The sequence below is a fragment of the Tumebacillus flagellatus genome, assembly GCF_000714935.1.
GTDB classification, from domain to species: Bacteria; Bacillota; Bacilli; order Tumebacillales; family Tumebacillaceae; genus Tumebacillus; species Tumebacillus flagellatus.
On the sequence record NZ_JMIR01000020.1, the window covers coordinates 56,425 to 82,925 of the forward strand.

At 59.3% G+C, this 26,501-nt stretch carries 15 protein-coding genes; 1 reads left to right on the top strand and 14 read right to left on the bottom strand.

All coding sequences use genetic code 11. From position 1 onward, the window contains the following. Positions 1-4 precede the first annotated feature (4 nt). From EL26_RS13715 to EL26_RS13750, 8 genes are read right to left on the bottom strand one after another with little or no spacing between them, the layout of a single operon-like run. Positions 5-6,643: a non-ribosomal peptide synthetase gene (locus tag EL26_RS13715; protein WP_052036365.1), complete on the bottom strand. Its 6,639-nt coding sequence runs from the start codon at positions 6,641-6,643 to the stop codon at positions 5-7. A gap of 24 nt (positions 6,644-6,667) precedes the next feature. Continuing rightward, complete coding sequence (locus EL26_RS13720) at positions 6,668-8,428, bottom strand: ABC transporter ATP-binding protein (RefSeq protein WP_038089852.1); 1,761 nt, start codon at positions 8,426-8,428, stop codon at positions 6,668-6,670. Further along, positions 8,425-10,167: an ABC transporter ATP-binding protein gene (locus tag EL26_RS13725; RefSeq protein WP_038089855.1), complete on the bottom strand. Its 1,743-nt coding sequence runs from the start codon at positions 10,165-10,167 to the stop codon at positions 8,425-8,427. The genes EL26_RS13720 and EL26_RS13725 overlap by 4 nt, the downstream gene beginning before the upstream one ends. A gap of 23 nt (positions 10,168-10,190) precedes the next feature. Continuing rightward, on the bottom strand, positions 10,191-10,634 hold the full coding sequence (locus EL26_RS13730) for a GNAT family N-acetyltransferase (protein ID WP_038089858.1): 444 nt from the start codon (positions 10,632-10,634) through the stop codon (positions 10,191-10,193). 10 nt (positions 10,635-10,644) lie between these two features. After that, positions 10,645-11,697 (bottom strand): NAD(P)/FAD-dependent oxidoreductase, encoded by a 1,053-nt coding sequence (locus EL26_RS23830; RefSeq protein ID WP_052036366.1) that lies wholly within the window; start codon positions 11,695-11,697, stop codon positions 10,645-10,647. A gap of 3 nt (positions 11,698-11,700) precedes the next feature. Further along, positions 11,701-12,585: a branched-chain amino acid ABC transporter substrate-binding protein gene (locus tag EL26_RS13740; RefSeq protein ID WP_038089861.1), complete on the bottom strand. Its 885-nt coding sequence runs from the start codon at positions 12,583-12,585 to the stop codon at positions 11,701-11,703. Next, positions 12,582-14,621, bottom strand: a complete 2,040-nt coding sequence (locus tag EL26_RS13745) for a class I tRNA ligase family protein (RefSeq protein ID WP_052036367.1) — start codon at positions 14,619-14,621, stop codon at positions 12,582-12,584. Before EL26_RS13745 ends, EL26_RS13740 begins: the two co-directional genes overlap by 4 nt. 12 nt (positions 14,622-14,633) lie before the next feature. Then, positions 14,634-15,971 carry a lysine N(6)-hydroxylase/L-ornithine N(5)-oxygenase family protein gene (locus tag EL26_RS13750; protein ID WP_052036368.1) on the bottom strand — a complete coding sequence of 446 codons (1,338 nt, stop codon included), beginning with the start codon at positions 15,969-15,971 and terminating at the stop codon, positions 14,634-14,636. 445 nt (positions 15,972-16,416) lie between these two features. On the opposite strand from EL26_RS13750, the gene EL26_RS13755 reads away from it, so the two are divergent. Continuing rightward, positions 16,417-18,021 carry an FMN-binding glutamate synthase family protein gene (locus EL26_RS13755; protein ID WP_173424623.1) on the top strand — a complete coding sequence of 535 codons (1,605 nt, stop codon included), beginning with the start codon at positions 16,417-16,419 and terminating at the stop codon, positions 18,019-18,021. Between the two features lie 81 nt (positions 18,022-18,102). On the opposite strand, the gene EL26_RS13760 is transcribed toward EL26_RS13755, so the two are convergent. From EL26_RS13760 to EL26_RS13780, 6 genes are all read right to left on the bottom strand, one after another. After that, on the bottom strand, positions 18,103-19,389 hold the full coding sequence (locus EL26_RS13760) for an MFS transporter (RefSeq protein ID WP_152559268.1): 1,287 nt from the start codon (positions 19,387-19,389) through the stop codon (positions 18,103-18,105). Positions 19,390-19,487: 98 nt separating this feature from the next. Then, on the bottom strand, positions 19,488-19,640 hold the full coding sequence (locus EL26_RS25535) for a hypothetical protein (protein WP_161780732.1): 153 nt from the start codon (positions 19,638-19,640) through the stop codon (positions 19,488-19,490). A gap of 34 nt (positions 19,641-19,674) precedes the next feature. Further along, positions 19,675-21,162, bottom strand: coding sequence for a peptide ABC transporter substrate-binding protein (locus EL26_RS13765; RefSeq protein WP_038089867.1), 1,488 nt, complete (start codon positions 21,160-21,162; stop codon positions 19,675-19,677). Positions 21,163-21,183: 21 nt separating this feature from the next. Next, a complete protein-coding gene (locus EL26_RS13770) occupies positions 21,184-22,590 on the bottom strand; it encodes a coproporphyrinogen-III oxidase family protein (protein ID WP_052036369.1) in 1,407 nt (468 codons plus the stop codon). Continuing rightward, the gene (locus EL26_RS13775; protein ID WP_038089870.1) at positions 22,583-24,427 is read right to left on the bottom strand and encodes a B12-binding domain-containing radical SAM protein; all 1,845 of its coding nucleotides are present in this window, start codon (positions 24,425-24,427) and stop codon (positions 22,583-22,585) included. Before EL26_RS13775 ends, EL26_RS13770 begins: the two co-directional genes overlap by 8 nt. Further along, entirely contained in the window at positions 24,424-26,394 is a 1,971-nt protein-coding gene (locus EL26_RS13780) for a B12-binding domain-containing radical SAM protein (RefSeq protein ID WP_081857201.1), read from the bottom strand. Before EL26_RS13780 ends, EL26_RS13775 begins: the two co-directional genes overlap by 4 nt. Between the last annotated feature and the right edge of the window lie 107 nt (positions 26,395-26,501).

Below are 26,501 nucleotides of genomic sequence, written 5' to 3' on the forward strand. Positions count from 1 at the left end.
TCGATTAGTTCGCTTCCATCTCTTCCAACAGAGCCAGCAACAACGCTTCGTCGACCGAGTTCAATTGCTCGCCGACGATCAATTCCGCAAGTGACGCGACGGTGGACGCTTGGAACAAGTGGCGCATCGGCAAGTCGATCTGGAACGTCTGACGAATGCGCGCCACCAGTTTCGTCGCCAGCAAGGAGTGGCCTCCCAGAAGGAAGAAGTCATCGTGAATCCCGACTCGCTCCACTCCGAACACTTCGGCCCAGATGTCAGCCACCTGTTGCTCGGTCTCCGTGCGCGGCGCGACATATTCCCGTTGGGCGCTCACGGAACTCCAGTCCGGCTGCGGCAACGCTTTGCGGTCGACTTTGCCGTTGGGCGTCAACGGGAGTTCGTCCATCGCCACAAACAGCGAGGGGACGAAGTAGTCGGGCACACGCTCTTTTAAGGTACGGCGCAGTTCCGGGTCCATCGCGTTTCGGTCGCCTGCGTAGACGACATAGCCGACGAGACGCGCGTCTTCTCCCTCCGCCGCATGAGCGAGGACGACCGCTTTTTGCACGAGCGGGTGACTTTCCAAAATCGTTTCGATCTCTCCCAGCTCAATCCGATAGCCGCGGAATTTGACTTGGTGGTCGTTGCGGGAGAGGTAGGTCAGCGTCCCGTCCGCCTGGTAGCGAACCAGGTCGCCCGTGCGGTAGAGGCGGGCGTTCGGTTCGCCGCTGAACGGGTTTTGAATGAAGCGCTCGGCTGTCAATTCCGGTTGTCTCCAGTACCCGCGGGTCACGCCGTCACCGCCGATAAAAAGTTCCCCTGCCGCACCGATCGGCGCGAGTTGACGGTGTTCATCCAGCACGTAGAGCGACGTGTTCGCAATCGGACGTCCGATCGGCACGGTCAATTCCGTGTGCGTCACTTCGTGCACCGTCGACCAGATCGTCGTCTCCGTCGGGCCGTACATGTTGAACAACCGCACCGGCCACGTCGCTTTGACTTGCTCCGCCAGTTGGACAGGGAGTGCTTCGCCTCCGAGCATCACCGTTTTCAGCGTGCGCAATTGACGGCGGCTGTCCGGGTTTTGCAGCAAGAGCCGCATCAGCGACGGCGTGCATTGCAGCATCGTCGCGCCGTGCTTCTCCGCTTGGTCGCCGAGGCTTTGCTCCGATTGTTCCGGCAAGCATCGTTCGCGCAACTGATTCAAGTAGGTCAGGTGGTGCAGGACTTCGTCGTTTTGCACCCCGAAGTCGATCAGGCAGGCGATCTCGTTGACGCCGATGGCGGCGAGTTTTTCCACCATGCTTTGGCAGGTTTCCGGCGTCCCGAACAGGCCGCTGGTTTCAAAGTAGCGCTCAAACGCGAACGTCATGATGTCCATGCGGTCCGCTTCCGACAACTGATCGAGCGGAATGTCCGGGAAACGGCTCTTGGCAAGGCTTTCGATCAAGCCGAACGAACTGCGCAGATAGTTTGTGAACGGTTCGCGCACCCTCTCGCGCACCGCGTCAAGGTCTTCGCCTACAAAGGTGTGCAGCATCAGCGTGACGGTGAAATCGGACGGGTCGTGTCCGTTCCCGACCAGCGCGGCGCGGTAGGCGGCGAGTTTCTCCGCCAGCTCTTCCACCGATTGCCCGAGCAAGTGAGTCAACACGTTCGCGCCGATCTTCCCGGCTCTCTCAAACGTGGCTTTGTTGCCCGCACTCGTCACCCAAACCGGCAACTCCTGTTGCACCGGACGCGGCAAGATGTTGATCTCCGTCTCCTCCCCCATCCCGTTGCGGAAGGTTACCCCTTCGCCGCGCCAGAGTTTCTGCACGGTTTCGATGGAGCGGAACATCTCGTGGGTGCGGTCTTCGAAGTTGTCGGGCGCGAGGACGAAGTCGTTTTTGTGCCAACCGGACGCGAAGGAAAGTCCCACGCGGCCTTTGGAGAGGTTGTCGACGACCGACCACTCTTCGGCGACGCGAATCGGGTGGTTCAGCGGAAGCACGACGCTGCCTGCGCGCAGTTCCACGCGCTCGGTGATCATCGAGAGCGCCGAGCCGATCACCGACGGGCTCGGGTAGAGACCGCCGAACTCGTGGAAGTGACGCTCCGGCGTCCAGACCGCTTTGAACCCGTGTTGGTCGGCAAACTTCGCGCCGTCCAGCAACAGTTGGTACGAGTTCCCGCCGCCCGATTCCCCGGCGACGCTGTTGAAGTACATCAAGCTGAACTCCATCTCGGCTTGTCCGGATCGGGCCGAGGAGTGCAACAGCGCCTCTTCGGAGATCAGCACCACTTTCGCGCCCCGGCTCAGCGTCCAGAACAGTTCCAAAACGGAAATGTCGAAGGAGATGCTCGTCACCGCCAGCAGCGTGTCCCGCTCGGAACAGGGAATTTTTTGATTCATGCCGGCGAAGAAGTTGAGGACGTTGCGGTGCTCGACCATGACACCCTTGGGTCGTCCCGTGGAGCCGGACGTGAAGATCATGTACGCCAGGTTCTCAGGCGCAGTACCCGATTCCACCGGTTCATCGCTCCACTCCGTCAGGTCGCAGCCATCGAGAGCGATCACCGCGCACGGGAGGCTCGGCAGGTCGCCAAGCAGCGAGTCTTGCGTGACCAGCACTTGCATCTCGGCGTCTTCCAGCATGTAGAGCAACCGCTCTTGCGGATAGCTCGGGTCCATCGGCACATACGCGCCGCCCGCTTTGAGAATCCCCAGAAGACCGGCGATCATCGAGAGCGAGCGCTCCATCCGAATCCCGACGCGCACGTCCGGGCCGACGCCGTGCGTTTGCAAGAGGCGTGCCACCCGGTTGGCTTGGCGGTCCAGTTGTTCGTACGTCCAAGACTCTCCTTCAAACACAACCGCAACCGCTTCCGGCGTGCGGGATGCCTGCTGTTCAAACGCTTGGTGGAGGCAGAGGGTCTTGTCGTACGGGACGGTCGTTTGGTTCCATGTCTCGACGAGCAGGTCGCGCTCCGCCGCCGTCAGCAGCGGGAGTTCGGCGATGCGTTGCTCCGGCTGCCCGACGATGCCTTGCAGAAGTTCTTGGTAGTGACCCGCCATGCGTTCCACCGTCTCGGCTTCCAACAGGTCGGTGTTGTACTCCAAGACCACCGTTAACCCTTCTCCGTTCTCCTCGACGTCCACCGCGAGATCGAAGCGCGACGTGCCAAAGTCCACGCGCACAGGCTCTGCGGAAAGCCCCGGCAACATCGGCAAGGCGGTGCTTTCGTTGTGAAGCACGAACAGGACGTGGAACAGCGGGTTGCCGTCGCCTTGGCGATCCGGGTTCAGAGCTTCGACGAGCTTCTCAAACGGAAGCTCTTGGTGTTCGTACGCCTCGGTCGTGATGCGGCGAACGCGTTCCAGCAGTTCCAAGAACGTCGGATTCCCCGACAGATCGGTTCTCAGCACCAGCGTGTTGACAAAAAAACCAATCATCGCTTCCGTCTCGACTTGCTGACGGTTTGCCACCAGCGTCCCGACGCTGATCTCTTCTTGCCCGCCGTAACGGTGCAGTTGCGCTTGGAACGCGGCGAACAGGGTCATGAACAGCGTGACGCCCCATTCACGGCTCAACGATCTCAACTGTTGCGACAACTCGGTCGGCAGTTCCACCGCCAACTTACGGCCCCGGGAACTCGTCTCGACCGGGCGCGGGCGGTCATACGGGAGTGCGACCAGCGGCGACTGACCGGCGAGGCGTTGCTGCCAGTAGTCGAGATGGCGCGGCATCGCGCGGTCGAGATGTTCTTGCTCCCAGAGGGCGTAGTCGGCGTATTGCAGACGTTCGACTTGCCCTGCGTGCGCAGTCTGCGAAGTCTCAGCTCCACCCGTAATTCCGGCATACCCTTCCGCCCACTCGCGCACCAGCACGTTCATCGACCATCCGTCCGACACGATGTGGTGCATGACCAGCAGGCAGACCTGCTCTTGCGGTCCGACGCGGTAGAAACGGGCGCGCAGCAGAGGCCCTTTTTGCAAATCAAACGGTTTGGCGGCTTCGGTTTTCATGTGCTGTTCCCAATCGGCCGCCTCGACCGATTGCCAGTCGAGTTCCGCCGCCTGCTGAACCGCTTGCATCGGCTCGCCGTCGCGCACGCAGAAGACCGTGCGCAAGATCTCATGCCGCTGCACCACTTCGAGCAAGCCGTACTGGAGGGCTTCTTCGTCAAGCTCGCCGCAAAAACGCCAAGCTTGCGCGATGTTGTACGCAGGGTTGCCGGGGTCGAACTGGTCGAGCAGCCACATGCGGCGTTGCGCGGAAGACAGCGGGAGAAACTCGCCCTCCGTCCGATCTGCCCGCTTCAACTCCGCAACGGATGCATCCAGTCGCTTGAACTCTCCGTTTGCAATCCCTTCCGCCAGCGCCGCCACCGTCGGGCGCTCCAAGAACTGGCGAATCGACAGTTCCACGCCAAACTTCTGGCGAATCCGCGAGACGATCTGCGTCGCCATCAGGGAGTGCGCCCCGAGGTCCAACAGGCTGTCCACAACGGACAACGAGTTCAGCCCCATCACTTCTGCGCAAAGCCCCATCACCTGCGCTTCTTCCGCCGTGCGGGGCGCAACGAGATCGGCGTCCGACCCTGCTGCTCCCAACTCCGGCTTCGGCAACGCTTTGCGATCCAACTTGCCGTTGGCAGTCAGCGGAAACTGCTCCAGCAGGACATAGCTTGCCGGCACCATATACTCCGGAAGCGTCCGTCTCAGCGCCTCGCGCAACTCAGACGGCGCAGGGTGATGCTCGCGCTCCGGCACCACGTACGCCGCCAAGAACTTCGCCCCCTGCTCGTCTTCGTGCACCAACACGGCAACTTCGCGAACCGATTCCACCTTCAGCAGATGCGCTTCAATCTCGCCGAGCTCCAACCGGAACCCGCGAATCTTCACTTGGCGGTCCACCCGGCCCAAGAACTCCAAGTTCCCGTCCGCCGACCAGCACACGAGGTCGCCCGTGCGGTACATCCGACCGCCCTCAAGCTCCGAGAACGGATCTGCCAAAAACCGCTCTGCCGTCAAATCGGGCCGCTTCCAATACCCGTTGGCGACCCCGACCCCGCCGATGTACAACTCCCCCGGAACGCCGTCCGGCACGGGTTGCATCTCGGCGTTCAACACGTACACCGTCGTGTTGGCGATCGGCCGCCCGATCGGCACAAACTGACCGGGCTGCAAGAGCCGGCGATCCAAGTACGCCGTGGCGACCATGCTGCACTCCGTCGGCCCGTACAGGTTGGCAAAGTGCAGATCCGGACGCTGCTCCATCAACTTCTGGTAATGCACAGGTGACAGAACATCTCCCCCGGTCAACAATTGGCGCACGCCGCGCAGGTCGTCGAGGTGGTGCTCAATCAATTGGTGCAACAAGCCGGTGGTGAGAAACAGCGTGGAGATTTCATGCTCGACGAGGTAGTTCGCAAACTCATGCAGCGCCGGAACACCGGGCGGGTACACGTGCAGTTTCGCGCCCCACAGCAGGCTTCCGAACAGCTCGTAAAACGAAGCGTCAAACGCGATCGACGCGAATTGCATCATCACTTCGTCCTCGGAGAACTTCGCATACTCGCTGCCGAGCACCAACCGTGCGATGCCGCGATGCCCAACGCAGACACCCTTGGGAACACCCGTCGAGCCGGACGTGAAGATCACGAACGCCGTATCTTCCGCTCTCGTCTCCACCGACGGAGGCAACTCCGAGCGTTCTCCTCCCAGAGACGAGTACGCGGCTTCGTCCAGACACAGCGCCCGCTCCGCCTGGATCAGACCCTTCTCCACCCATTTCGACTGAGTCAAAATCAATTGCGCTTGGGTGTCCTCCAGAATCAGCTGCAAACGTTCCTGCGGTGTCTGCACGTCGAGCGGCACGCAGATGCCGCCCGCTTTCAAGATCGCCAGCATCCCGATCACCATCTCAAGCGACCGTTCCGCGAACAACCCCGTCATCACGCCGCGCCCGATGCCCCGCGCTTGCAACTCATGCGCCAGTTGGTTGCTGCGCGCTTCCAACTCGCGATACGTCAACTCCCTCCCCGAAAAAACGACCGCGACACGTTCGGCCGACAGCTCGGCGCGCCGGGTAAACAACTCCGGCAGCGTCAGGTCCTGCGGAAACGCACGAAGCGTTTCATTGCGCGAAACCAAGATCTCCTGCCGCTCTTCTGCGGTCAGCATCGGCAGATCTCCGACGACCGCGTCGGGCGTGTCGCGCATTCCGGTGAGCAACGCTTGCAAATGCCGGAGCATGAGGTCGATGCGGTCGGCGTCGAAGCGCTCTCCGTCGCAGGAGATCTTCACTTTGAAGCCACGCGCTTGCTCCGTCCAGCACACCTGCAACTCCTGTGCGCCAAGCGTTCGCACCGCCTGCACGTCGCCGGAAACCGCGTCCTCGACGCGGTTCAGCACCTCGTGCACCTGCGGGCGGCCGGAGAAATCGACGTGCAGCTCTTGCCACGCTTGCTCTTCCTCAGCTTGTTCAACGAGATAAGCGAGGCGAACCGTCTCTTCCCGCTCGTCATAGCGGTGGAACAGCAGAGCGCAAGCGGTCACAAGCTGATTCCCAGGCGTTTCCGCGCCCTTGAAAACAGAGGCGGGGATGACCCGGCTGCGAGAGTCAAGCCGCCGGGAAGGAGCTTTTTTGGATGTCTGAGGCAGTTGAACGTTCATGTCCTGATGTACCTCCCTAGTCGATCAATCTCCATCCCACAAACGCCGCATCTCCTCAGACGTTTGCAACAGTTCTTCGAGCGTCCCTTCCGCGACCACGCGCCCTTCTTGCAAGATGATGATGTGATCGGCGCGGGCGAGCAGCGACGGGCGGTGCGTCGCGACCAAGCAGGTCACTTCTCCGCGTTGTTCGATGAGGCGTTCCCAGAGCGTTTGCTCCGTTGCCACGTCGAGCGCGCTGGACAGGTCGTCCATCACGTAGAGCTCCGGTTCGCGCACGAACATCCGGGCGGCGGCGCTGCGCTGGCGTTGACCGCCGGAGAGCATCACTCCGCGCGGCCCGACCATCGTCTCCATCCCGTTTTGCAACTGCTGCAGATCGTGATCGAGAACGGCGGTCCACACCGAGCGCTCCAACTCCACGCGCTCTTCCGGCAACCCCATGAGGATGTTGTCTTTCAGCGAATCGCTGAACAGGCGGGGCACTTGCGAGATGTACGCCGCGCGCGGCGGCACGAAGAAGTTGCCGGGGTCGTCCACCGCTTCCCCGTTCCAGCGCACTTCGCCGCTTTGTTGCGGCAAGAGGCCGAGAACGGTGCGCAACAGGGTACTTTTTCCCGAACCGACGCGGCCGGTGACAACCGTGAGGCTTCCGCGCTTCAGTTGCAGGTTGACGTTCTCCACCCCGCGCTTCGTCTCCGGGAACACGTACGTCAAATCGGTGACGTCGAGCGATTCAAAACGGTGTTCGTCGCGTTTTTCCACGTACGGAACTTCGGGGAACTCTCCCTTTAAGTACACGTCGCCGTGACGCACCAGTTCGGTGTCCGCCGCCCCTTGCAGCAACGTCGTCAACCGCTGTCTCGACACGTGCAATTGCTTGTAGCGGGCGGTCAGCATCCCGAAGCGGCGCGTCAGTTGGGCGATCCACGTCAGGTAGTACGTAAACGCCGCGAACTCCCCGACCGTAAACGAACCGTCGGTGATCGATCTCGCCGTCAACAGCAAGATCGCGCCGGTCCCCAAATCCACCACATTGGCAAAAACGGAACTGAGCAGGGAGTTGAACACGTTCTCCCGCACCGTCGCGCGTCCGCGTTGGTCATTCAACTCCCGGAAGCGCTTCGTCACGCGCTCTTCCGCGTGCGCCACTTGAATCGCCTGGACGCTTCCGAACATCTCGCCGATGTATTCGGTGACTTGTCCGACCGATTGACGGCTGATGCGGCGGTACTTGTCGATCCGCTTGCCCGCCATGTGCGCCGTCGCCGCAACGAGGATCAGCGGGAGGAAGACGACCAGCGTGATTTTGACGTTGATCAGAAGCATCAACACCAGCGACACGACGGCGAACACCGCCGCGCCCACGACGTCGAGCAGCCCGTGCCACGTCAGATATTCCGCCGACTCGTCGATGTCTTCGCGGAAACGGGAAATCGCTTCCCCCGACGAACCGAGCAACGCGCGCCCCGCCGGAAGTTTCAAGATGTGGGAGAGCAAGTTTTTGCGCAAGAGCGATCCGATCGAGTGCCGGAACGTTTCGTCAACATAGAAGTTGGCGAACATCAGCAAGATCCGGGCGACGATGCTCATCACGAGCAGCGCCACCAGCCACCACACTTCCGTGCTGACGCTCGACCCCCGGCTCAGTGAATCGAAATAATGATTGCCGACATACGCCGGGACGAGGAACAGCAACCAACCGCTGAGCACCAAGACCGCGTCGACCGCATAGAGGCCGGGGCGGAAGCGTATGAATTGCATGAGCATCTGCGTCGTCTTCATACCAGCACCCCTTCCATGCCTTGTCTCAACAGTTGGTAGAAACGAGATTCCGGATCATGAGCCAGCACTTCGCGCTCTCCGTGCTGCACGATCCGCCCGTCTTCCAAAATCAAAATGTCGTCGACTTGCTGCAGCGTCGCCAAGCGGTGCGCGATGATGATCCCCGTGCGGTTTTCCATCAACTTGCTCACCGTGCGGGTCAACAACTGCTCCGTTGCCGGATCGAGGCGCGAAGACGCTTCGTCCAAGATGACCAGCGCCGGGTCGGCCAGAAACACCCGCGCAAACGCCAGCAATTGCCCTTCTCCTGCAGAAAAACCGCCGCCGGATGGACCGAGCCGCGTGTCGAGACCTTCGGGCAACGCTTGATACCATTCCAACAGCTCCAACTCGGTGAACGCTTGCAAAATCCGCTCATCGGTGATCGCCGGGTCAAAGAACGTCAAGTTGTCGCGGATCGTGCCGCTGAACAACTGCACGTCTTGCGTCACCATCACGACGCGTTTGCGCACCTCAGACAAGCTTGCGTCCCGCACATCCACGCCGTTCAAGCGAACTCCTCCCTCGTTGACGTCATAAAAACGCATCAACAAGCGCGCCATCGTGCTCTTGCCGCTCCCTGTGCGTCCCAAAACGCCCAACACCTTGCCGGGAGCAAGCGTGAGCGTCACGTTGTGCAACACGCGTTCCTCCTCCGAGTATCCGAACGAAACGTTGTCGAGGTCCACTTGCAGGGCGCCGTCCGCGATCGAGCGGCCGCTGCGTTCGACCAGCGCGCTTTTCGTGCCGAGCAACTCGCTGGTGCGGCGGATCGAAGCGCTCGCTTTTTGCAAATCTTGCAGTTGCTGCGAAATTTGCTCAATCGGCGCGCGCAGCATGTTCACATACGCGTAGATCAGGTAGACCGTGCCCAGCGACAGCGTGCCGTTGGCATAGAGCATCGCGCCGAGCGCCAGTGAAAGCGCCGTGCCGAGCGAGAACATCCCGATCGTCGTCGACCAAGTGACGCCGGCGGCGAGAAACGCTCTGCGGTCTTTGTGCAAGCGCAGGCGGTTCAGTTCGTGCAGGCGGCGCATCACATAGGCGACGGCACCGTTGGCGCGCACTTCCTCAACCCCGGAGAGACGCTCTTCCAAAAAACCGAACAGCTTCGCGCTGGTCTCCCGCGATTCCGTCCAAAACGGAGTCGCGAAGAAGCGGATCTTGCCCAGCATAAACATCACGACGCCGGTAAACGCGATGAACGTCAAACCGATGCCCCAATTCGTATAAGTCAAGAAGACCAGCATGCCGAGGAGCATGAGGAAGTTGCTGACAATCCGCACCCCGAACTGCGAGAAAAAGTTGCTCAACACGTTGACGTCGCCGTCGATCCGCTCGATCATCCGGCCCGGCGTGTGGTTGTTGTGGAACTTGAGGTCCAAACGCATGCTGTGCGCGAACAGATCGCCGCGCATCGTGTTCGAAACCGTCCACGCCAGCGTGTCGCCGAGATACGTGACCAACACGGTCAACCCTTGCGTGAGAATCGCGACGCCGATGAACAACAGCGCGGCATTGATCAGAGAGTTCACCTGCCCGCTGCCCGAAGTCGCGGTGTCGATGAAGAAGCGCAAAATCTGCGGATTGACCAGTTGCAGTCCGCTCCCCATCAAAATGACCAGAAAGAGCAACAACACTTTGCCGCGATGCGGGAGCAGGTACTGACCCAGCATCTTGCGGTACTCCTGAAACGACATGCCCTTTCCCTCCCCTTCTCCTCTTACACGCTGTAGCCGACCCAAGTGCCGCGCGTTGCGCCTTGCGCTTCATAGAAGCGTTGCGCGGTCTCGTTGTCGCTTGCGGTCACCCATTCCATGAACGCGTAGCCGTTGTCTTTCACATAGTTCGCACACGCTTGAAACAGCGCTTGTCCCACGCCGTGCTTGCGCGCTTCCGGGAGGACGAACAGGTCGTTCATCACCATCGCTTTTTGCGCGCGCAGGGTGCTGAACGTCGAATACAGCGTCGCAAACCCGACCGGTTTTCCGTCCACTTCCGCGATGAACTGCAAGCCGCGCTCCGGTTGCAACTCCAGCGTGTCGAGCAGCGCGTGGAGCTTTTCGTCTGCCGGATGCGCCACTTCATAGAAATCGAGATACCCTTTGATCAACGGGAGCACGAGCGCGCGGTCGTCGCGCGTCGTCCGGCGTACCGTCACTGCCATGTTTCATTCCTCATTTCCTGTTTTGAATGTCTTGCACCACGCGACGGGCGATCTCCGGGGCGAGTTTGTAACCGCCGCCGTTCCAGCCCACCGCATACAGCAAACCTTGTACTTCGTCTGCCGGTTTCAGCAGCCCGCGCCCGTCCGGGGTGTACCCGTCGAAACTGCGTCTGCCGCCCGAAACCCAGGCGCTCTCCGACCATGGCAGCCGCTTGGCAGACGCTTGTCGCAAGCGCACTGCGTCATCGGCTGGAACCGAGAGATCAGGGTCGATGTCCCATTCGTCCACCGGCAATCCGACCAAGGACAGGCCGGACTGATCGGGGCGCGCGTAGATATCGGTCGTCTCATCGAGAAAAGCCGGATGCTCCACCGCTTCCTCCGGTCTCATCAAGAAGTGAATTTGAATCGTCTTGCTGCGCACCGGAAGTTGGATCCCCATCGGACGGAGCAACTCCGCGCTCCAAGCGCCCGCCGCCAACACCACGCACGACGTTTGAATCACGCCGCGGTTCGTCCGCACGCCGGTGACGCGTCCGTTGTCGTGGAGAATTTCCAACACCTGCGTCCCTTCCGAAGCGAGGGCTCCCCGGCTGCGTGCTTCCTTGATCCAGAAGCGCGTCGTCAACACCGGGTCGGCATAGCCGCCGTCCGGTTCGTAGACAGCACCGCCTACGCCCTGCCACTCCAGTCCGCCAAACCGCTCGGCTCCCTCGGAGCCGCTCAAGCTTTGCAAGTTGTGTCCCAACTTCGTCAGGCGCTCCACTTCCCGCTCCATTTCCGTTACCCGCTCCGCCTTCTCCAACATCAGCAACCCCGTGCGCACATACCCGATATGCGCACGAAGTTCCAGAAATTCGTGAAAGCTGGCAGCCGCGAGATCGGACAGAAACGAATCGGTGTGATACACCCGCAAAAAACCGCCCGACTTGCCGGTCGAACCTGCGCCAAACGTGGATTTCTCCAACAGCACCGCACGTCCCAATCCCGATCGAGCCACTTCATGCAAGATGGCGGCGCCGATCACGCCTCCACCGATGATCACCACATCAGCCGTCTGCATCGCTCAACGCTCCTTTGTAAACCCGCGTCGGCCGCATTGCCAGATCGACCATTCCATGCCGATCCGCTCGCCCTGCGCCGTAAACGAAACGTCACTCGACCCTCTCTGCAACAAGCGAAGAAGTTCCGGCCCTCGGACCTCCGGGTGAACCGCCAACGTCTTCCACAGCAAGTCGGCCGCCCGGTACGACGATTCTTCGTACGTCTCGTGAAACCCGAGCACATACGAATCTTCCGCCGCCCCTTCGCTTAACTCAAGGAATTCCTCGATCTTCGAGTCGTCGGAAGCCACGAACAATCCCTTAAACCCCCGCTCCCGCAACTCGCGCACACTCCGCGCACTGTTGAAGTGCGTCCCGGCAAAAAACACCGCATCCACCCGCAGCACGCTCTCGTCTTCCGTCTCCAGACGCCGGACGGCGAGCCCTTCCCACCGATCGGGAAATCCGGCCGCCATCGCTTGCCCGTAGAACGTATCGTCAGTGAGCACAGCAAGTGAACGGCACCCTCTCTCCGACACGAAGCCCAGCACCGCGTGCGCTTGCTGGCCGTCATGCGGGCAGAACCGCAACATCCAGCCCTCGCCCGCTGCGGTCAACTGTTCGTTGGTGGACGCCGGCGCGAGAAACGGAAGAGATGCATCTCTATATAGTGGAAGAACGCGCTTGGCACAAGCGCTGTTAAAATGGCCGATCACAGCCTCCACTTGTGCCTCCCGCATCTTCTGTGCCGCGACTTCTGCTTGCTCGGGAAGCGCCGCATCGTCAAAAAACAGCCACTCAAATTCAGGGCCTGCTTCCAGCGCCGCTTGTGCGACCCCTTTTTTCAGCAACTCCCCGTACGCGGCGCGCGGGCCGCTGAACGGCCCGGCCACCCCGATCTTCCTCATGCTCCGACCGTCTCTTCTTGTTTGGTCGGAGAGACCACCGGCTCAAAGTACGGCGCAAACGCTCCGATTCGGCGTCCGCCCGGCACCAAGTTCGGCGTGTCTTCCCAGCGGGGAGCTTCCGTCTCGCCGAGCTGTTCGCGCAAGTGCGCGGCAAACTGCGGCATGATCGGCGCGGCGATTTGAGCCAGCACTTTAACGGCGGTCAGCTCCAGCGCGATGCCCGTGCGGCGCTCGTCGTACGCCGCTTGGATGCCCGCCAAACAGTTTTGAGCTTGTCCGAAGGAGATCGCCGCGCGCACCAGTTCGCACAGTACGCGGCTTGCGCGTTGCGGCGAGAACGTCGGCGCTTCAAACGCTTCGGACGCTTCTCCCGCCAGCTTTTTCAAACGGAGGAAGAAGTCCTTATGCGCGGCGCTCCATGCACCGGCGTCCGGCGCGATGCCCCCGAACTCTTGGCGAACTTTCTCGCCGACACTTTGCAGCCAACCGTTCCACAATTCCACCAATTCCGCTTGCACGGTCGACGTAAACGCTTGGCGGGTGAAGTTGGTTTGCTCCGTTTCCGGACGGCTGTACGCGAGGAAGAAACGAACGGCATCTGTGGAGTACTCCGCGAGCAGTTGATCGCCCCACACCGCGTGATTGCGGCTCGTCGAGAACTTCAGTTCATCGAGGCGGTAGAATTCGTTGGTCACGAACGTTTGCGGCAGGCGAATCGAGGCATCAAACGCCATCCACAGCGCCGGGAACAGCACCGCATGGTAGTACCCGTTGTCGATGCCGAAGAACTGCACGATTTCCGACGACCCTTCGCTCCAGAACGTCTTCCAGTCTTCGGAGAGACCCAAGCGATCCATCAGCTCTTCTGTCGCCGACAGATACCCCGGCGCCATCTCGAACCAGACGTAGATGCGTTGGTCTTCGAAACCTTCGACCGGCACCGGAATGCCCCAGTCGGACACGTGCGACACCGCGATGTCCGGCAGCCCGTCCGCCAGCATGTTCAAGCAGACCGAACGCAGATGCTCGCCCATCGAAGCGGTTTCGTACCAGCGGCGCAAATTCGCTTCTTGGGTTTTCAGCGGGAAGTACAGACGCTTCAGCGGGCGCTCGGTCGGCGTGCCGCCGCATCCCTTGCAAACCGGGTCGACGAGATCGACGCAGTCGTTCGGGCGGCAGCATTGCTCGCAGGCATTGCCGTCCGACGCGGAGTTGCAATGCGGGCAGAGGCCGCGCACATGCGCTTCCGACAGGTGCGTGTCGCAGGACTCGCAGTACAGCGACGGCACTTCCTTCTCAATCAGATGGCCCGCTTCATACAAGCTGCGGAAAAACGCGCTGACACGCTCGATGTGGAATTTCGACCGGTCGGGACGCACGAACAAATCCATGTCGATGTCGGCGTTGCGGTAGGTGTTTTCAATGCGGCCCGCAAACAGATCGACCGTCTCGCGCGCCGTGCGGCCGGTTTGGCTCGCTTTGAGCGGCACGTAGCTTTGGTGATCGTCCGCGCCGGAGAGATAAAACGCTTTCACCCCGCGCATGATCAAGTACCGCTTGTACATATCCGCTCCGACGTACGGACCGGAGAGATGGCCGAGGTGCAAGTCGCCGTTGGGAGTCGGCGGCGTCGCCGTGACCAGTACGGAGGTCGGGCGGTTCGCCTGTTTGAGTTCCTCATGTTGCAGCGCTTCTGCCACCAGCTTCATGTCTTCCCACCACACCGTCAGGAACACGAGCTGTTCGGTGGCGGAAGTGTTTTTCAACGAGTGCTTCGTGAACGCCGGCATGTAGATCAGATCGCCTGCGCTGACTTCCGCCGTCTCATCGTCGACTTTCATCAACCCCGAACCGCGTACGATAAAAAACGTCTCGCCTTCGTGATGGTTGTGCGGGCTCGAAGTCTCCCCCGGCTCCACGACGCCGAGCAACGAGCCGAACGGCGGTTGCACAACGTCTTTCCACGGATACAAACGGCGGCATTGAATGCCGTACTCCTGAGTCACGGTGCTGTCTTGTGCGCGAAGAATGTACATGGTGTGTCCTCCCTACCAGCCAATGGTCACTTCGTCAGAGTTGATTACCGTGCGCATCTGTTGATGCAGCGAACGCAAGATCTCAGAAGCCCGATACGGCAACACCGACAGCAGCGTGTCGCTGAGGCCGTGCGTTCCTTCGTTGACGCCTTGGACGAAGATGCTCGGTTTGAAACCTGCCTTCGTCACGAGGCGGTACTCGCGCTCGATCTCGTAGCCGCCGTCCTCCACCGTTACCAAGAACGGCTCCAAGCTCTTCAAGAGCGGATGGCGCTTCGGACGGTCATAGCCTGTCGCCATGATGACTGCGTCGCTTTGCAGCTGAACTGTTTCTCTCGTCATTACATTTTCAAACATTGCGAAAACTTCCCCCGCTTGGGTCGACAGCTCTTTCAACTCCAAGAACGAGAGGATGCGGAAGCGGTCGACGCCGACCACCCGTTGGTCGTAGAGCATCTTGTAGATGCTGCGGATCAGCGAGGAGTCGACGACCGCGTAGTTTGTGTTGTAGTGCGCGCGGAGCATTTTTTCCCGGTTCTCCGGCGACAGTTCATAGAAGAAATCGGTCATCTCCGGGAAGAAGATCTGGTTGACCAGTTCACTGCCGTCCGCCGGTTTGTAGTTGAACGCCCGCATGGCCACGGTGACGTCCGCGTTCGGATAGGAGCCGACCAGATGCGTGAAGATCTCCGCCGAGCTCTGCCCGCCGCCGACGATCAAGAAGCGATACGGCTCTTCGCTGTTGGAAAACTGCTGGTTCAACCGATAGAGGAAGTTGTGCGAGTGGAACACGTTGTCCGCTTGCGGGACGTCCACCGTTGCCGGGAACGTGGGAGTGCCTCCGGAAGCCACCACGAGATGTCTTGTGCGGAACACGGAAGCTTGACCGTCCGCATCGGTAACCGAAACTTCCAGGTACTCAACTTCGCCGTCCTGCCCTGTCACCGGATGGATCGACGTGACCGTTTGTCCATAGCGCACGCAATTTTCAAAGTGCTGCGCCACCCACGCCATGTAGTCGTTAAACTCGATTCGGGTCGGGTAGAACTCCTTGAGGTTGATAAACTCGTCCAAGCGGTTTTGCTCCTTGATGTAATTCAGAAACGTGAAACGGCTTTTCGGATTTCTCAAGGTGATGAGGTCTTTCATGAAGGAAATCTGCATGTTGGTGTTTTTGATCAACATCCCCTCATGCCAAACAAAGCCAGGCTTCTGCTCCAAGAACAGCATCTCGAGGTTCCAGTCTGCGCCTGCGTTCTCCATCTCGTCGGCGACGGCCACCGCCAACGACAAGTTCGACGGACCAAAGCCAACTCCAATCAGATCGTACACTTTGCCCTCAAAAGCCATGTGCACCTCTCCCCGCGTTCATGATGTAACCCACTCGTTTCTGTCCATACTGCTGATTGAATTTTTTATTTTTATCACTGTTTCAAAATGATATCTAATAAAAATTTCTCTGTCAATGTTCGATACGATCAAAATTATTAAAAACCAACATTGTAAATAACTAAGGAGTTTACACTGAATAAAGTTATGCTTTGTTTTGGTTCCCCCCAAAATCAAACCCTTTGAAAGACTGCGGTTTCTCTTGCCTCGTCCGTTTTTCCCCATACAAGTTTATTCATGGATATTCACTGAAATATTTACAGAAAAAAATCCATTATTTCGATGATTAAAACTTTCGTCCGCATCATTTTCCCTTAGTTATCGTTTGGAAAAATTTATCTACCTGCCCGTCGCTTTTGTTATACTGATTAAAGGAACGAAATTTCTGAAAGGGATGTGAAGTCTTTTGGTGACCACAATTCTCACCGTCCTCATCTTCGTGATCATCGCAATTCCGGCCGCGCTGGCCATCCAGCTCTATTTCCTCTCGCGCAAAGCGCAGCACTCCATCATCCGCCAGCACCCGTACCTGGGCTGGATTCGCTACCTGCTGGAAAAGCTCGGCCCGGAGTTCCGGCAATATTGGTTCGATGACGACAATGCGGGGAAACCGTTTTCACGAGCGGAGTTTATCGGGTTGGTGTTTTCCGCAAAGTACCGGCAAGATTTGATCTCGTTTGGCTCCAAGCGCGACTTCGAGCAGCCGGGGTACTACATCGCCAACGACATGTTCCCGCTGCTGACCAGCGAACTGCGCGTCAACAACGCGGACGTCGTGCAGGCCAAGAAGTATGTCATTCATAAGGAAGGCATCTTCTCGCGCAAGGAGAACTTGATCACCGACGAATCCCCGAAATGGCTGTACGACGACGCCGACACCCTGCTCATCGGCGCCGACCGACAAACGCCGTGGAGACTCAGCGGCATGTTCGGCGCTTCGGCGACTTCCTACGGTGCGGTCGGCGAAAACTACATCCTCTCCACCGGCCACGGAGCCGCGATGGCAGGCGGTTCGTGGATCAACACCGGCGAAGGCGGCGTGGTCGAAGAGCACTTGGCGTCCGGCGTCGACGTCGTGGCGCAGATCGGGCCGGGGATGTTCGGCTATCGCGACGAGAACGGCCAGTTCTCCCTCGACGAATTTCGCGCCAAAGCCGCTCTTCCCAACATCAAAGCGTTTGAGTTAAAAATGGCGCAGGGCGCGAAGATTCGCGGCGGGCACCTCGAAGGCAGCAAAGTCAACGCCAAAATCGCCGCCGTCCGCAAAGTCCCGGTCGGCAAAACGATCAACTCGCCGAACCGCTTCCCCTTCCTCACCAACGCGGAAGAAATGCTGGAGTTCGTCCGCCTGCTCCAAGAAGAGGGCGGCAAACCGGTCGGCGTGAAGATCGTCGTCGGGCAGCAAGCCAAGTTGGAACAATTTTTCCAGACGATGATCGAGATGGACGTGTATCCCGACTTCCTCACCGTCGACGGCGGCGAAGGCGGTTCGGGGGCGACGTACAAAGCGATGGCCGACACGATGGGTCTCCCGCTCTATCCGGCGCTGATCACCGTCGTCGACACCGCGTTGCACTTCGGCATCCGCGACAAATTTAAGATCATCGCGTCCGGCAAACTGATCTCGCCGGACAAAGTCGCCATCGCGATGGCGATCGGCGCCGACGCCGTCAACTCGGCGCGCGGGTTCATGATGGCAAACGGCTGCATCATGGCGCTGCAATGCCACACCGGCAAATGCCCGGCGGGCATCACCACCACCGATCCGAAATACCAAGACGCGCTCGTGCCGGAAGAAAAGCAGTGGCGGGTCATGAACTACATCCTCTCGATGCGCTACGGCCTCTACGCGCTCGCCGCCGCTTGCGGTCTCGACTCGCCGCGCAAGTTCACCCGCGAGCACATCGTCTACAACAACCAATACGGTCACGCCGTGCCGCTGCATCACCTGTTCCCGTACCCGGAGACTCCGCCCCGCCAAACGGCAGAATCGGAAGTCAGCGCCTCCTAACCGCAAAACAACCGCACGAAAAAAGCCCTTCTCCCGAACCTCACAGGGTCGGCGAGAAGGGCTTATTACTTTAGAAAAAACTTACTTGGCCGAAGCGGTCGGAGCTTGCGGCAGCGGCGGTTGCTTGGGGCTTAGCGCGCTGAATCCTCGCAACACCACCGTGAGGAGCGGTGTCGCGAGCACCAAGAGCAGCCCGCCGCACGTGAGCAGCGTCAGAGCGCCGAAACGCTCTCCGATCATCCCCGCCGCGAAGTATCCGACGGCGAGCGCCACGCGAATCAGCGAGTTGACCACCGAATAGACACGGCCCCGCACTTCGTTGGGCGTGGATTCCGCGTAACAAGCCGAGACGGGCGTCAACGCGCCGCTGGCGAAGAAACCGGACAGTCCGTACAGCCCCACCAACAAGATCGGGCCCGGATGGAACTGGATCGAGAGGAACGTCAACCCTTGGAACATCAAGCCGCCGATGATCAAGAAGCGGCGGTCGATTTTCTTGTCCATCGACGAAATGATCGTGGTGCCCAAGATGATGCCGATCGCAAGGGCGGCAACCACGACGCTGTACAGCCGGTCGCTCGATTCCGCAGACATCTGCAACTGGGTCTTGCAATACAGCACCGAACTGGTCAACACGACCGATTGGGTGATCCCCTTCAGCAAGTTGATCATCGTCACATAGCGCAAGACCTTATGTCCGAACAGATACGACGCACCCTCGCCGAACGATTTAAAAAACGAAGGGCGCTGGGTTGGAGCGGCTTTCTCCGCCTGCTTCGGGAATTGGATCATCAGCGTCAGCGACACCGCGACCAAGAACGTCACCGTGTCGGCGAGAAACGAGGCGCGCGGACCGCCGAACAACGCGATCACGCCCGTCGCGAGGAACGGACCCACAATCTGCACCGTCTGGAACGAGCTTTGCGACAGACCGATGGCTTTGACGTACAGTTCACGCTCAATCAACTCCGGGATGACGGCAGATCGAGCCGGCGCAAAAATCGCTGCCAACGTTTGGGTCAAGAAGCACAGCACGTAGATGAACCCGACAGACGTGGAGAAGAAAATCATCGCGACGCAGACGGCCCGCAGCAAGTCCACTCCGATCAGCACCGTGCGCCGGTTCATCCGATCCACGAGAACACCCGCAAACGGCCCGATGAAAATCCACGGCACCGACTCGATCACAAACGTCAACGTCATCGAGGTGACCGATTGTGTCATGGAGTAAATCAACAGCGGCAAGGCGACGATCGTGAGCGCATCGCCCAGTTGCGAGACGGTCTGTCCCAGCCATAACAACATATAATTGCGGTTGCGAACAACATCCCGAAAAGCAGGGCCGTTTCCTGGAACAGTTTGGCTCAACTCTTCTCACTCCTTTGCATGTAACGACGAAGAGAAATGTAAAAATGAAGATACAGACCACCCGATGTGTCAGGCAGTCTGTATCTTCGAGAGGCATCTTACCACTCGGACAGGAGACGCATGGTCGCGACTTTGGTGAGACGCTTCGGGGTCAGGGTTACTTGCTTGGAGAGCTTCTCCGCGTTGACCACGGTCTCAACAGTTTCTTGGGTTTCTACAACCTCAGCAACCAGAACTTGTTGTTTTTCCATTTTATCACCTCCCTTCAAGGAAGTCATGATTTACTTACGGCAAGATTTCTACATATTTCAGAGGGAGGATCGCGGCTTGGTTCAAGACAGCGCCCTTCACGCCCGAATCGACCATGCAGAAGTGCGACTCGTACATCAGCGGAATCGTCGCCATCTCCTGCAAGGCGATGCGCTCCGCCTGCACGCACAACTCCATGCGCTTCCCTTCGTCCTCTTCTTGCAGCGATTGCTCCAGCAGGTCGTCATAATCCGCCTGCGAGAAATTCGCGGTGTTGAAGGGATGATCGGTCGAGAGCGGGATCAAGAACGAACCCGGGTCGGCGATGTCGGTATGCCAGGTCTCATAGAGCAGGTCGTACTCTCCGGCATCGAGACGCTGCAGATACTCGCCCCACGACAAGCGGACTCCGCGAACGGAGATGCCGAGCACCCGCGCCCAATCTTCGATGTAGGAGTTCACCAGACGTTCCATGTACTCATGGTCGAAGTACGTCAAGGTGAGTTCGGGAACCCCCGCTCCCTCCGGAAACCCGGCTTCGCGCAGCAACGCGCGGGCTTCCTGTTCGTTCTCCCGAATCATCCCCCGCACTTTGGGGTACTTGAGGATCGTGCTCGGCACCAGCCCTTCGGCCGGTTGAAGATGCGGCACGGCGCGGTCGATCCCCTTCTGCCGGTCGATCGCCAACGACAGCGCCCGGCGGACGCGAACGTCCTGCAACGGCGCGATGCGCTGATTCGGGGTGAGCACGATCGTCGCCAACACGGGCATCGGCTGCAGTTCCGGATCGCACTTCAACTCCTCATACCGCAATACCGGCGCGTGGTTGAGGAAGTAGTACAAGCGCTGACCGTTCGGCGAAAACCGCGTTTTGAACAGGCGCAGACGCTCATCCGCATCCATGACCGGCACATACGTCACCGCATCGAGTTTGACGTTCTCCGCGTCCCAGTAGTAGGGATTCTTCTCCAACCGCACCAAGGACGGATGGGCAGGATCGAATTCCGACGATTCCTTGAGCAGAAACGGGCCGGACGTGACGAGCGTGTCGCGCTCAAAGCCGTGTCGCTCTGCGTTTTGTTTCGAGACGATGCTGAAAGTCGGCGTCGCCAAGTAATCGAGGAAGTTGTGCATCACTTGGTTCAACTCGATGCGAATCCAGCGCGGCGCATCTTCCGTGACCCAGATGTCCACTCCTTCGAACTGGGGAATCCGCTGCAAACTGTACACCACATCATCCACCAAGACCGGCTCTCCGTCGGAGAAGCGCGTGTTCGTGCGCAGATGGAAGCGGAACACGCGGTTCGGTTCCACCACTTCCCACGTGCTGGCAATCCCCGGACGCACTTCGAGCGTTTGCGGATCGGGCACGAGCAACCCTTCGAACAGATTCGCGATGATGTTGCGCGTGACCACATCAAACGATTTCACCGGATCAAACGTCAGCGGCGTCACTTGCGTCAAAAAATTCAATGTTTTCATCGGCCCATCCGGCTTCTGATCTTCCCACCAATTTAACCACATGGTCAAAACGACTCCCTCATATCAGGTAAGTTGGTACAACTGGACTTCGTCCGCTTCGCGGCCCTCCTCGATCCGGAGCAGGATGCGTTCGGACAGCCACTGTTTGCCTTTTGACGGCGTGAGGAAATAGACCAAATTCACATAGAACAGCCAGCCCGACGGCGACAGCGTGTACCGCTCGGCGTCTTCCACCACCAGCCCTTGGTCGACCGCTTGCTGCAACGCGACCAACGTTTCTTCCGGAACCCGCGCCCAGTCGACGCGCGACTTCTCCAACACGCCGCGGTACGGGAAGTAGACGATCCCTTTTTCCGGGCAGTCGAGATTCTGGATCGTCGTGACGTCAAGCGTCCCTTCGTGCATCGCTTTGATGAACCCTTCCATCGAGTTCGGGTTGACCATCGTATACTGATGCACTTGCGAGATGGCGCTGGAGCCAAAGCCGATCACTTCGTCGCCTTTGTACCCGTAGAGCATGTCGTGGTAGAGGAACACCGGTTCGCGAACGATCACTTGGCGCTCCTTGGGCGGTTGCTGCACACGCGTGTAGCTGTAGCCGTTGATCGGGTGATAGCCCTTGGCGCGCATGTATTCGTCCAAGAACATGCGGTACGAGATCTTGGTCGCCGGCGACAGCGGAGTCAGCCCTTTTTCCTTGATCGAACGGTGCATCTTCAAGGAAGCGGACATGTTGTTGAGCGGATAGAAGTCGATCGTGGCGGTACCGAGCGCCATCGCGGCTTCCGCTTCTTCGAGCAGATCGTCGAGCGATTGCCCCGCGATGCCGTAGATCATGTCGACGTTGACGTAGTCGAACGTTTCAACGGCCCACTTCGCGACTTGGCGCACTTGCTCTACGCTTGACGTGATGTTGAACACTTCGCGGAACGTCTCGTTGAACGTCTGGATGCCGAAACTGACGCGGTTGACGCCGATTGCCTTCATCGCGGCGAGCTTCTCTTGCGTGACGCTCTTAACCTCCAACTCGAACGTGAATTCCTTGAGTTCGCTCAAGTCGAAATTCTCCCGCAGTTTGGCGCCGAAGCGGCGAATTTGCTCCGCGCTCAAGACCGAGGGCGTTCCCCCGCCGACGGCGATGATGTCAACCGGCACGTTGCCGATGCCGGGGAATTGCGACTTCCACGCCATTTCGAGGAACAGCGCTTCGAGGTACTGATCGATAAACTCGTGGTACGTGTACGCCGTCGAGCGGAAGAACGGGCAGAACGTACAGAGCGTGTCACAAAACGGGATGTGGAAGTACAGCGCCCGGTATCCGTCCTTTGAAACCGGAATCGTGCGCATCGCGTCCACCGTGTCCACCACATCGTCCTCGTCGCTTGGGAACGGATAGTACCAATTGTAGACGGGCAACTGCTGGTCGAATTTGAGCAGGGTCGGGAACGGGTTCAGGTTAAGATTAAGCATTGGCGATCTCCTCCGGGGATCCAAACACGGTCTGTTCCCACTTCTCCGGCAGCAGGCTCGGGATGTTTTGCTTCAAGAACGTCTCGTATTGCACGTTCGTCAATTCATACGTCGCCAATTGACCGCCGATGTTCTCGTGCATGAAATAGCGCACGCCCGGCAGGATGATGTCTTGCTCCAGCAAATTGTCCGGAATCGTATCGGCGAGGTAGACCGACCCTTGGTACAAGATGCGGCTTCCGGTCGGTTGATGCGACGCGGTGAAGATCGATTGGTCGTAGCGCAGCGCGCTGACCAAGTCGTACGCGTGCTGTTCCCCGGCGATCTCGAACAGGTCTTCCTCGGTGATTTCGATCGCCAAGTTGTCGCGCTCCGCCGGCGACATCGCTTGCACGCGCTGGCGGTATACCTCGAACAGGTCGACCGGCGAGATGTCCAGAGCGTTGATCAAGAAATGAATGGTGAACGGATACTTGAAGAGGCACATCGTGTAAAAGTCCACCAGAGCGGAGTAGTCGCGTTGGTCCATGTACGACTTCGAGTAATCGAGGAAGAAAAAGTTCGCGTAGATGTACGGGTTTTCTTCGATCGCGGTTTTGTGCTTGTCGTACAAGAAGTTCATCATCGACGTGTTCACATGATCCCAGTCCAGCACCAGCTTCTCCGATTCGCGCATCAGGCGGGTTCCGGTGTAGGGGCTGAGCAAGTTGATGAAGGACCGCCATGCGCCGTTGATCTTGCAGGCAAACGCCAAGCGCACCGTCGCTTCCACGTCTTCCTTCTCCTCTTCCGGGAACCCCAAGATGAACGAGGTCGTCGGCAAGATGCCGTTCTCCAAGCAGTGGCGCAGGGTCTTGTGGATCGCCGTCACTTTCAGGCGTTTTCCGATCACTTTCTGAATCTTCTCGGAAGCGCTTTCCACGCCGAAGAAGATGTAGTTGCAACCGGCAGCCGCCGTGATCTGACAGGTCTTCTCATCGAGGGTGTCGATGCGGGAACTGAAGCCCCAGTTGATCTTCAACCCGCGCTGCACGATCTGTTCGGCGATCCCGTGAATGTACGGTTTATTCGACGACAGATTGTCGTGCATCAAGTTAAAGTGCGTCACGCCGTACGTGTTGTGCAGGTACGCAATCTCATCGACGACACGCTCCGCTCCCATCACGCGGTACTTGCGCTCCCAGACGATGCTGGTCGAGCAGAACACGCAGTCAAACGGGCATCCGCTGCCGGCGTAGATTTGCATATAGAGGTCTTTGGAGTGATCGATGTACGACTGCATATCCACGAGATCGTACGCCGGGCGCGGCGAGAGCGTGATGTCTTTCATCAGCGGGCGCGGCGGTGTTTTCACCGGATTCCCTTCGCCGTCGCGGTACGCGATGCCGAGAGTTTCGGACAAGTCTTCGTCAAACTCCAGCTTGCCGAGCAGTTCCGGGAACGTGATCTCCCCTTCCCCGATCACGCAGCTGTCCACAGACGGAAAGCTGTTCAGCGTTTCCTCGGGACACAGCGAGACGTGCGGCCCGCCAAACGTGATGTGCACGTGCGGAGCGCGCTTTTTGATCTCGTTCGCCAAGTCGACGGCGAGCACATAGTTGCTGCACATGGCGGTGATCCCCACAAGATCGGGGCGGTTGCTCAAGATGTCCTCGGCTGCGCGCGCGGCAAACTCGGGGCTGTCCCAACTCGGGTCGAGTTCTTTGAGATAATCATAGTCACAGATGACCGGATGATGTCCGACCTCCCGGATCGCCGCGGCCAAGATCAGCAAGTTTAACGGGTATCCGTTAAAGCCGCTCCCGGACAGCAACGGCCTTACAAGTGCAACTTTCATCGGCTTCCACCTCCAAGTAGGTTTGTGGGCACTGTCTGGCGCAACTTCATCCGCAAGAGGCGTTGCAACGCCACGCCTTCGCGCAACTGTTCCAATTGTTCAATCCCGTCGAGCGTGGCGTACGCTTCCTGCCACCGGCCGTCCAGCCACGCGTTCCAAGCGACCAGATATTGCCGATACGCCTCGTAGCCGATCCCGGTGGTTTTTTCCTTGTTCATGCGAAACACGCGGGGCGTGTCTTGGAACCTCTCTTCCAAGCGCGCCGCCAACACGCGGGGCGCTTCCGGCGCCGAGTAGATCAACGCGCTCAACCCGCCGTCGCTCTTCCCCGGTCCGTAGTAGCCGGACGCGTCGGGATTCTCCAGAAATTGCTTCCCAAACGGCGTGCCCGGATAGATGCGCACCCCGACGTTGTAGTAAAACGTGAACCCGCGCTTCGCATGCTCTTTCATCCGTTGCATCGCATACGCCAGCGTCGATTCGTCCTCTCCCGGTCCGCCGAGCAAGATCCCCGCGTACAGCTGGATATGCCCGATGTACGGTTCAAACGCGTCGAGGATCGCTTCCAAGTCCTTCTCGCGGAAGTTCTTATGGTAGCTTTGCAACACGCGATCATCGAAATGGTCGAACGCGAACTTGAACCGGTACAACCCGGACTCCACCAGCAGGGGAATCGCAGCCGCTTCAAACGGCCTTGCGTTCAAATACGCGGTCCACAAAATCTCATGATGCAAGTTGCGGCGAACGATCTCCTTCGCCAGCCCCGTCAAACGATCCATCGGGACGTTGGCTTCCGAGTCCGCGATGTGAAACACGCGAATCCCGTAGCGGCGCAGCGAGAACTCGATCTCGTCGACGACTTGCTCCACCGACCGAAAGCTCATGCGCATCCGGTTGACCGACTCGACGCAATAGCTGCACGCCAGCGGACAGCCTTGCGCACCGCGCACCGGCTCGGGCAGATAGTCGCGGACGTTTTTGTACGAGAACGCCCACGTGCGTTTGATGCGCGGCGTTTGCGTCAACACGCGCGTTCGCGCCGCATCGTTTCGCCGCACCGCTCCGCCTTCCCGCCAGAGGGCGCTTGGCAATTGTGACCAGAGTTCACGAAACTTGCCGTGATCGCCGGGGTCGGCTCCCAACACGTCGGAAGTCCAGGCCTCGCACAACTGCGAGATCGCCGGATCTGCCGCGCCGTAGATGCCGTACTCCAGTTGCAACGCATCCAAAAACTGCTCCGGTGACATCCCGAACGCCGCTCCGCCGATAAAAACCGGCCCGCGAAACCCGCGCAACGCCTCCGCCACCCGCCGAACTTCCGGAAACATCTCCAACGTATCGACCGACTCGGGATCTCCGTCCAACGAGTGGATGATCAGCGCGTCGTCCATGTTGCGAAACGAGATGCCGATCATCTGCGGTTGAAAGCGGTCGACCAGCTCTTGCAAACCGCGCATCGGGTCGAGAAACTCCGTGAACGGATTGGTCAGTTTCGTCACGAACCCGCTCTCCCGGCAGATGCTGTCGAGAATCTCCAGCCCGTACGGCCCTGCCAACAAGTCGATGTACGGATTGGCGTAGACCCACAGGATGCGGCCCGACTCCCGAGGCGGAGTTTGGAGATCAAAACAGACGCGGTCTTGCACGATCCGTTTCTGCTCGTCACCGAACACCCACTTCCCTGCCGACCGCTGCAACAACGGACGCTCGCGTCCTTCCTGCCGACGGTCATCGGCCCAACCCAACAGCACATCGGAAAACGCTTGCAAAAGCGCCTCCCTCGAACAGCCGGAAGCGAAAATCACGTTCCGCCACCCGTGCTCCCACTCCGGGCTCTCCCCGCACACATGGAGATCGGCAGGCCGCCCCTCCACGGTGAGCGAGTCGCAATCGACAAGCAAGATCGGTTGGGTGCGGGAAACGCTCAATCCCGTCAACCGAACTTGGTTATTTGAAATTTCAGTCATGATCGGCTGCGCTGAAATAGTTTCATCGAACACCAGATTCAGCCCAAACGCCGTTGCAAGTTCCGTAAGGGGCGCGACGGGACAGTCACCACGGCCCAGCCATTGCA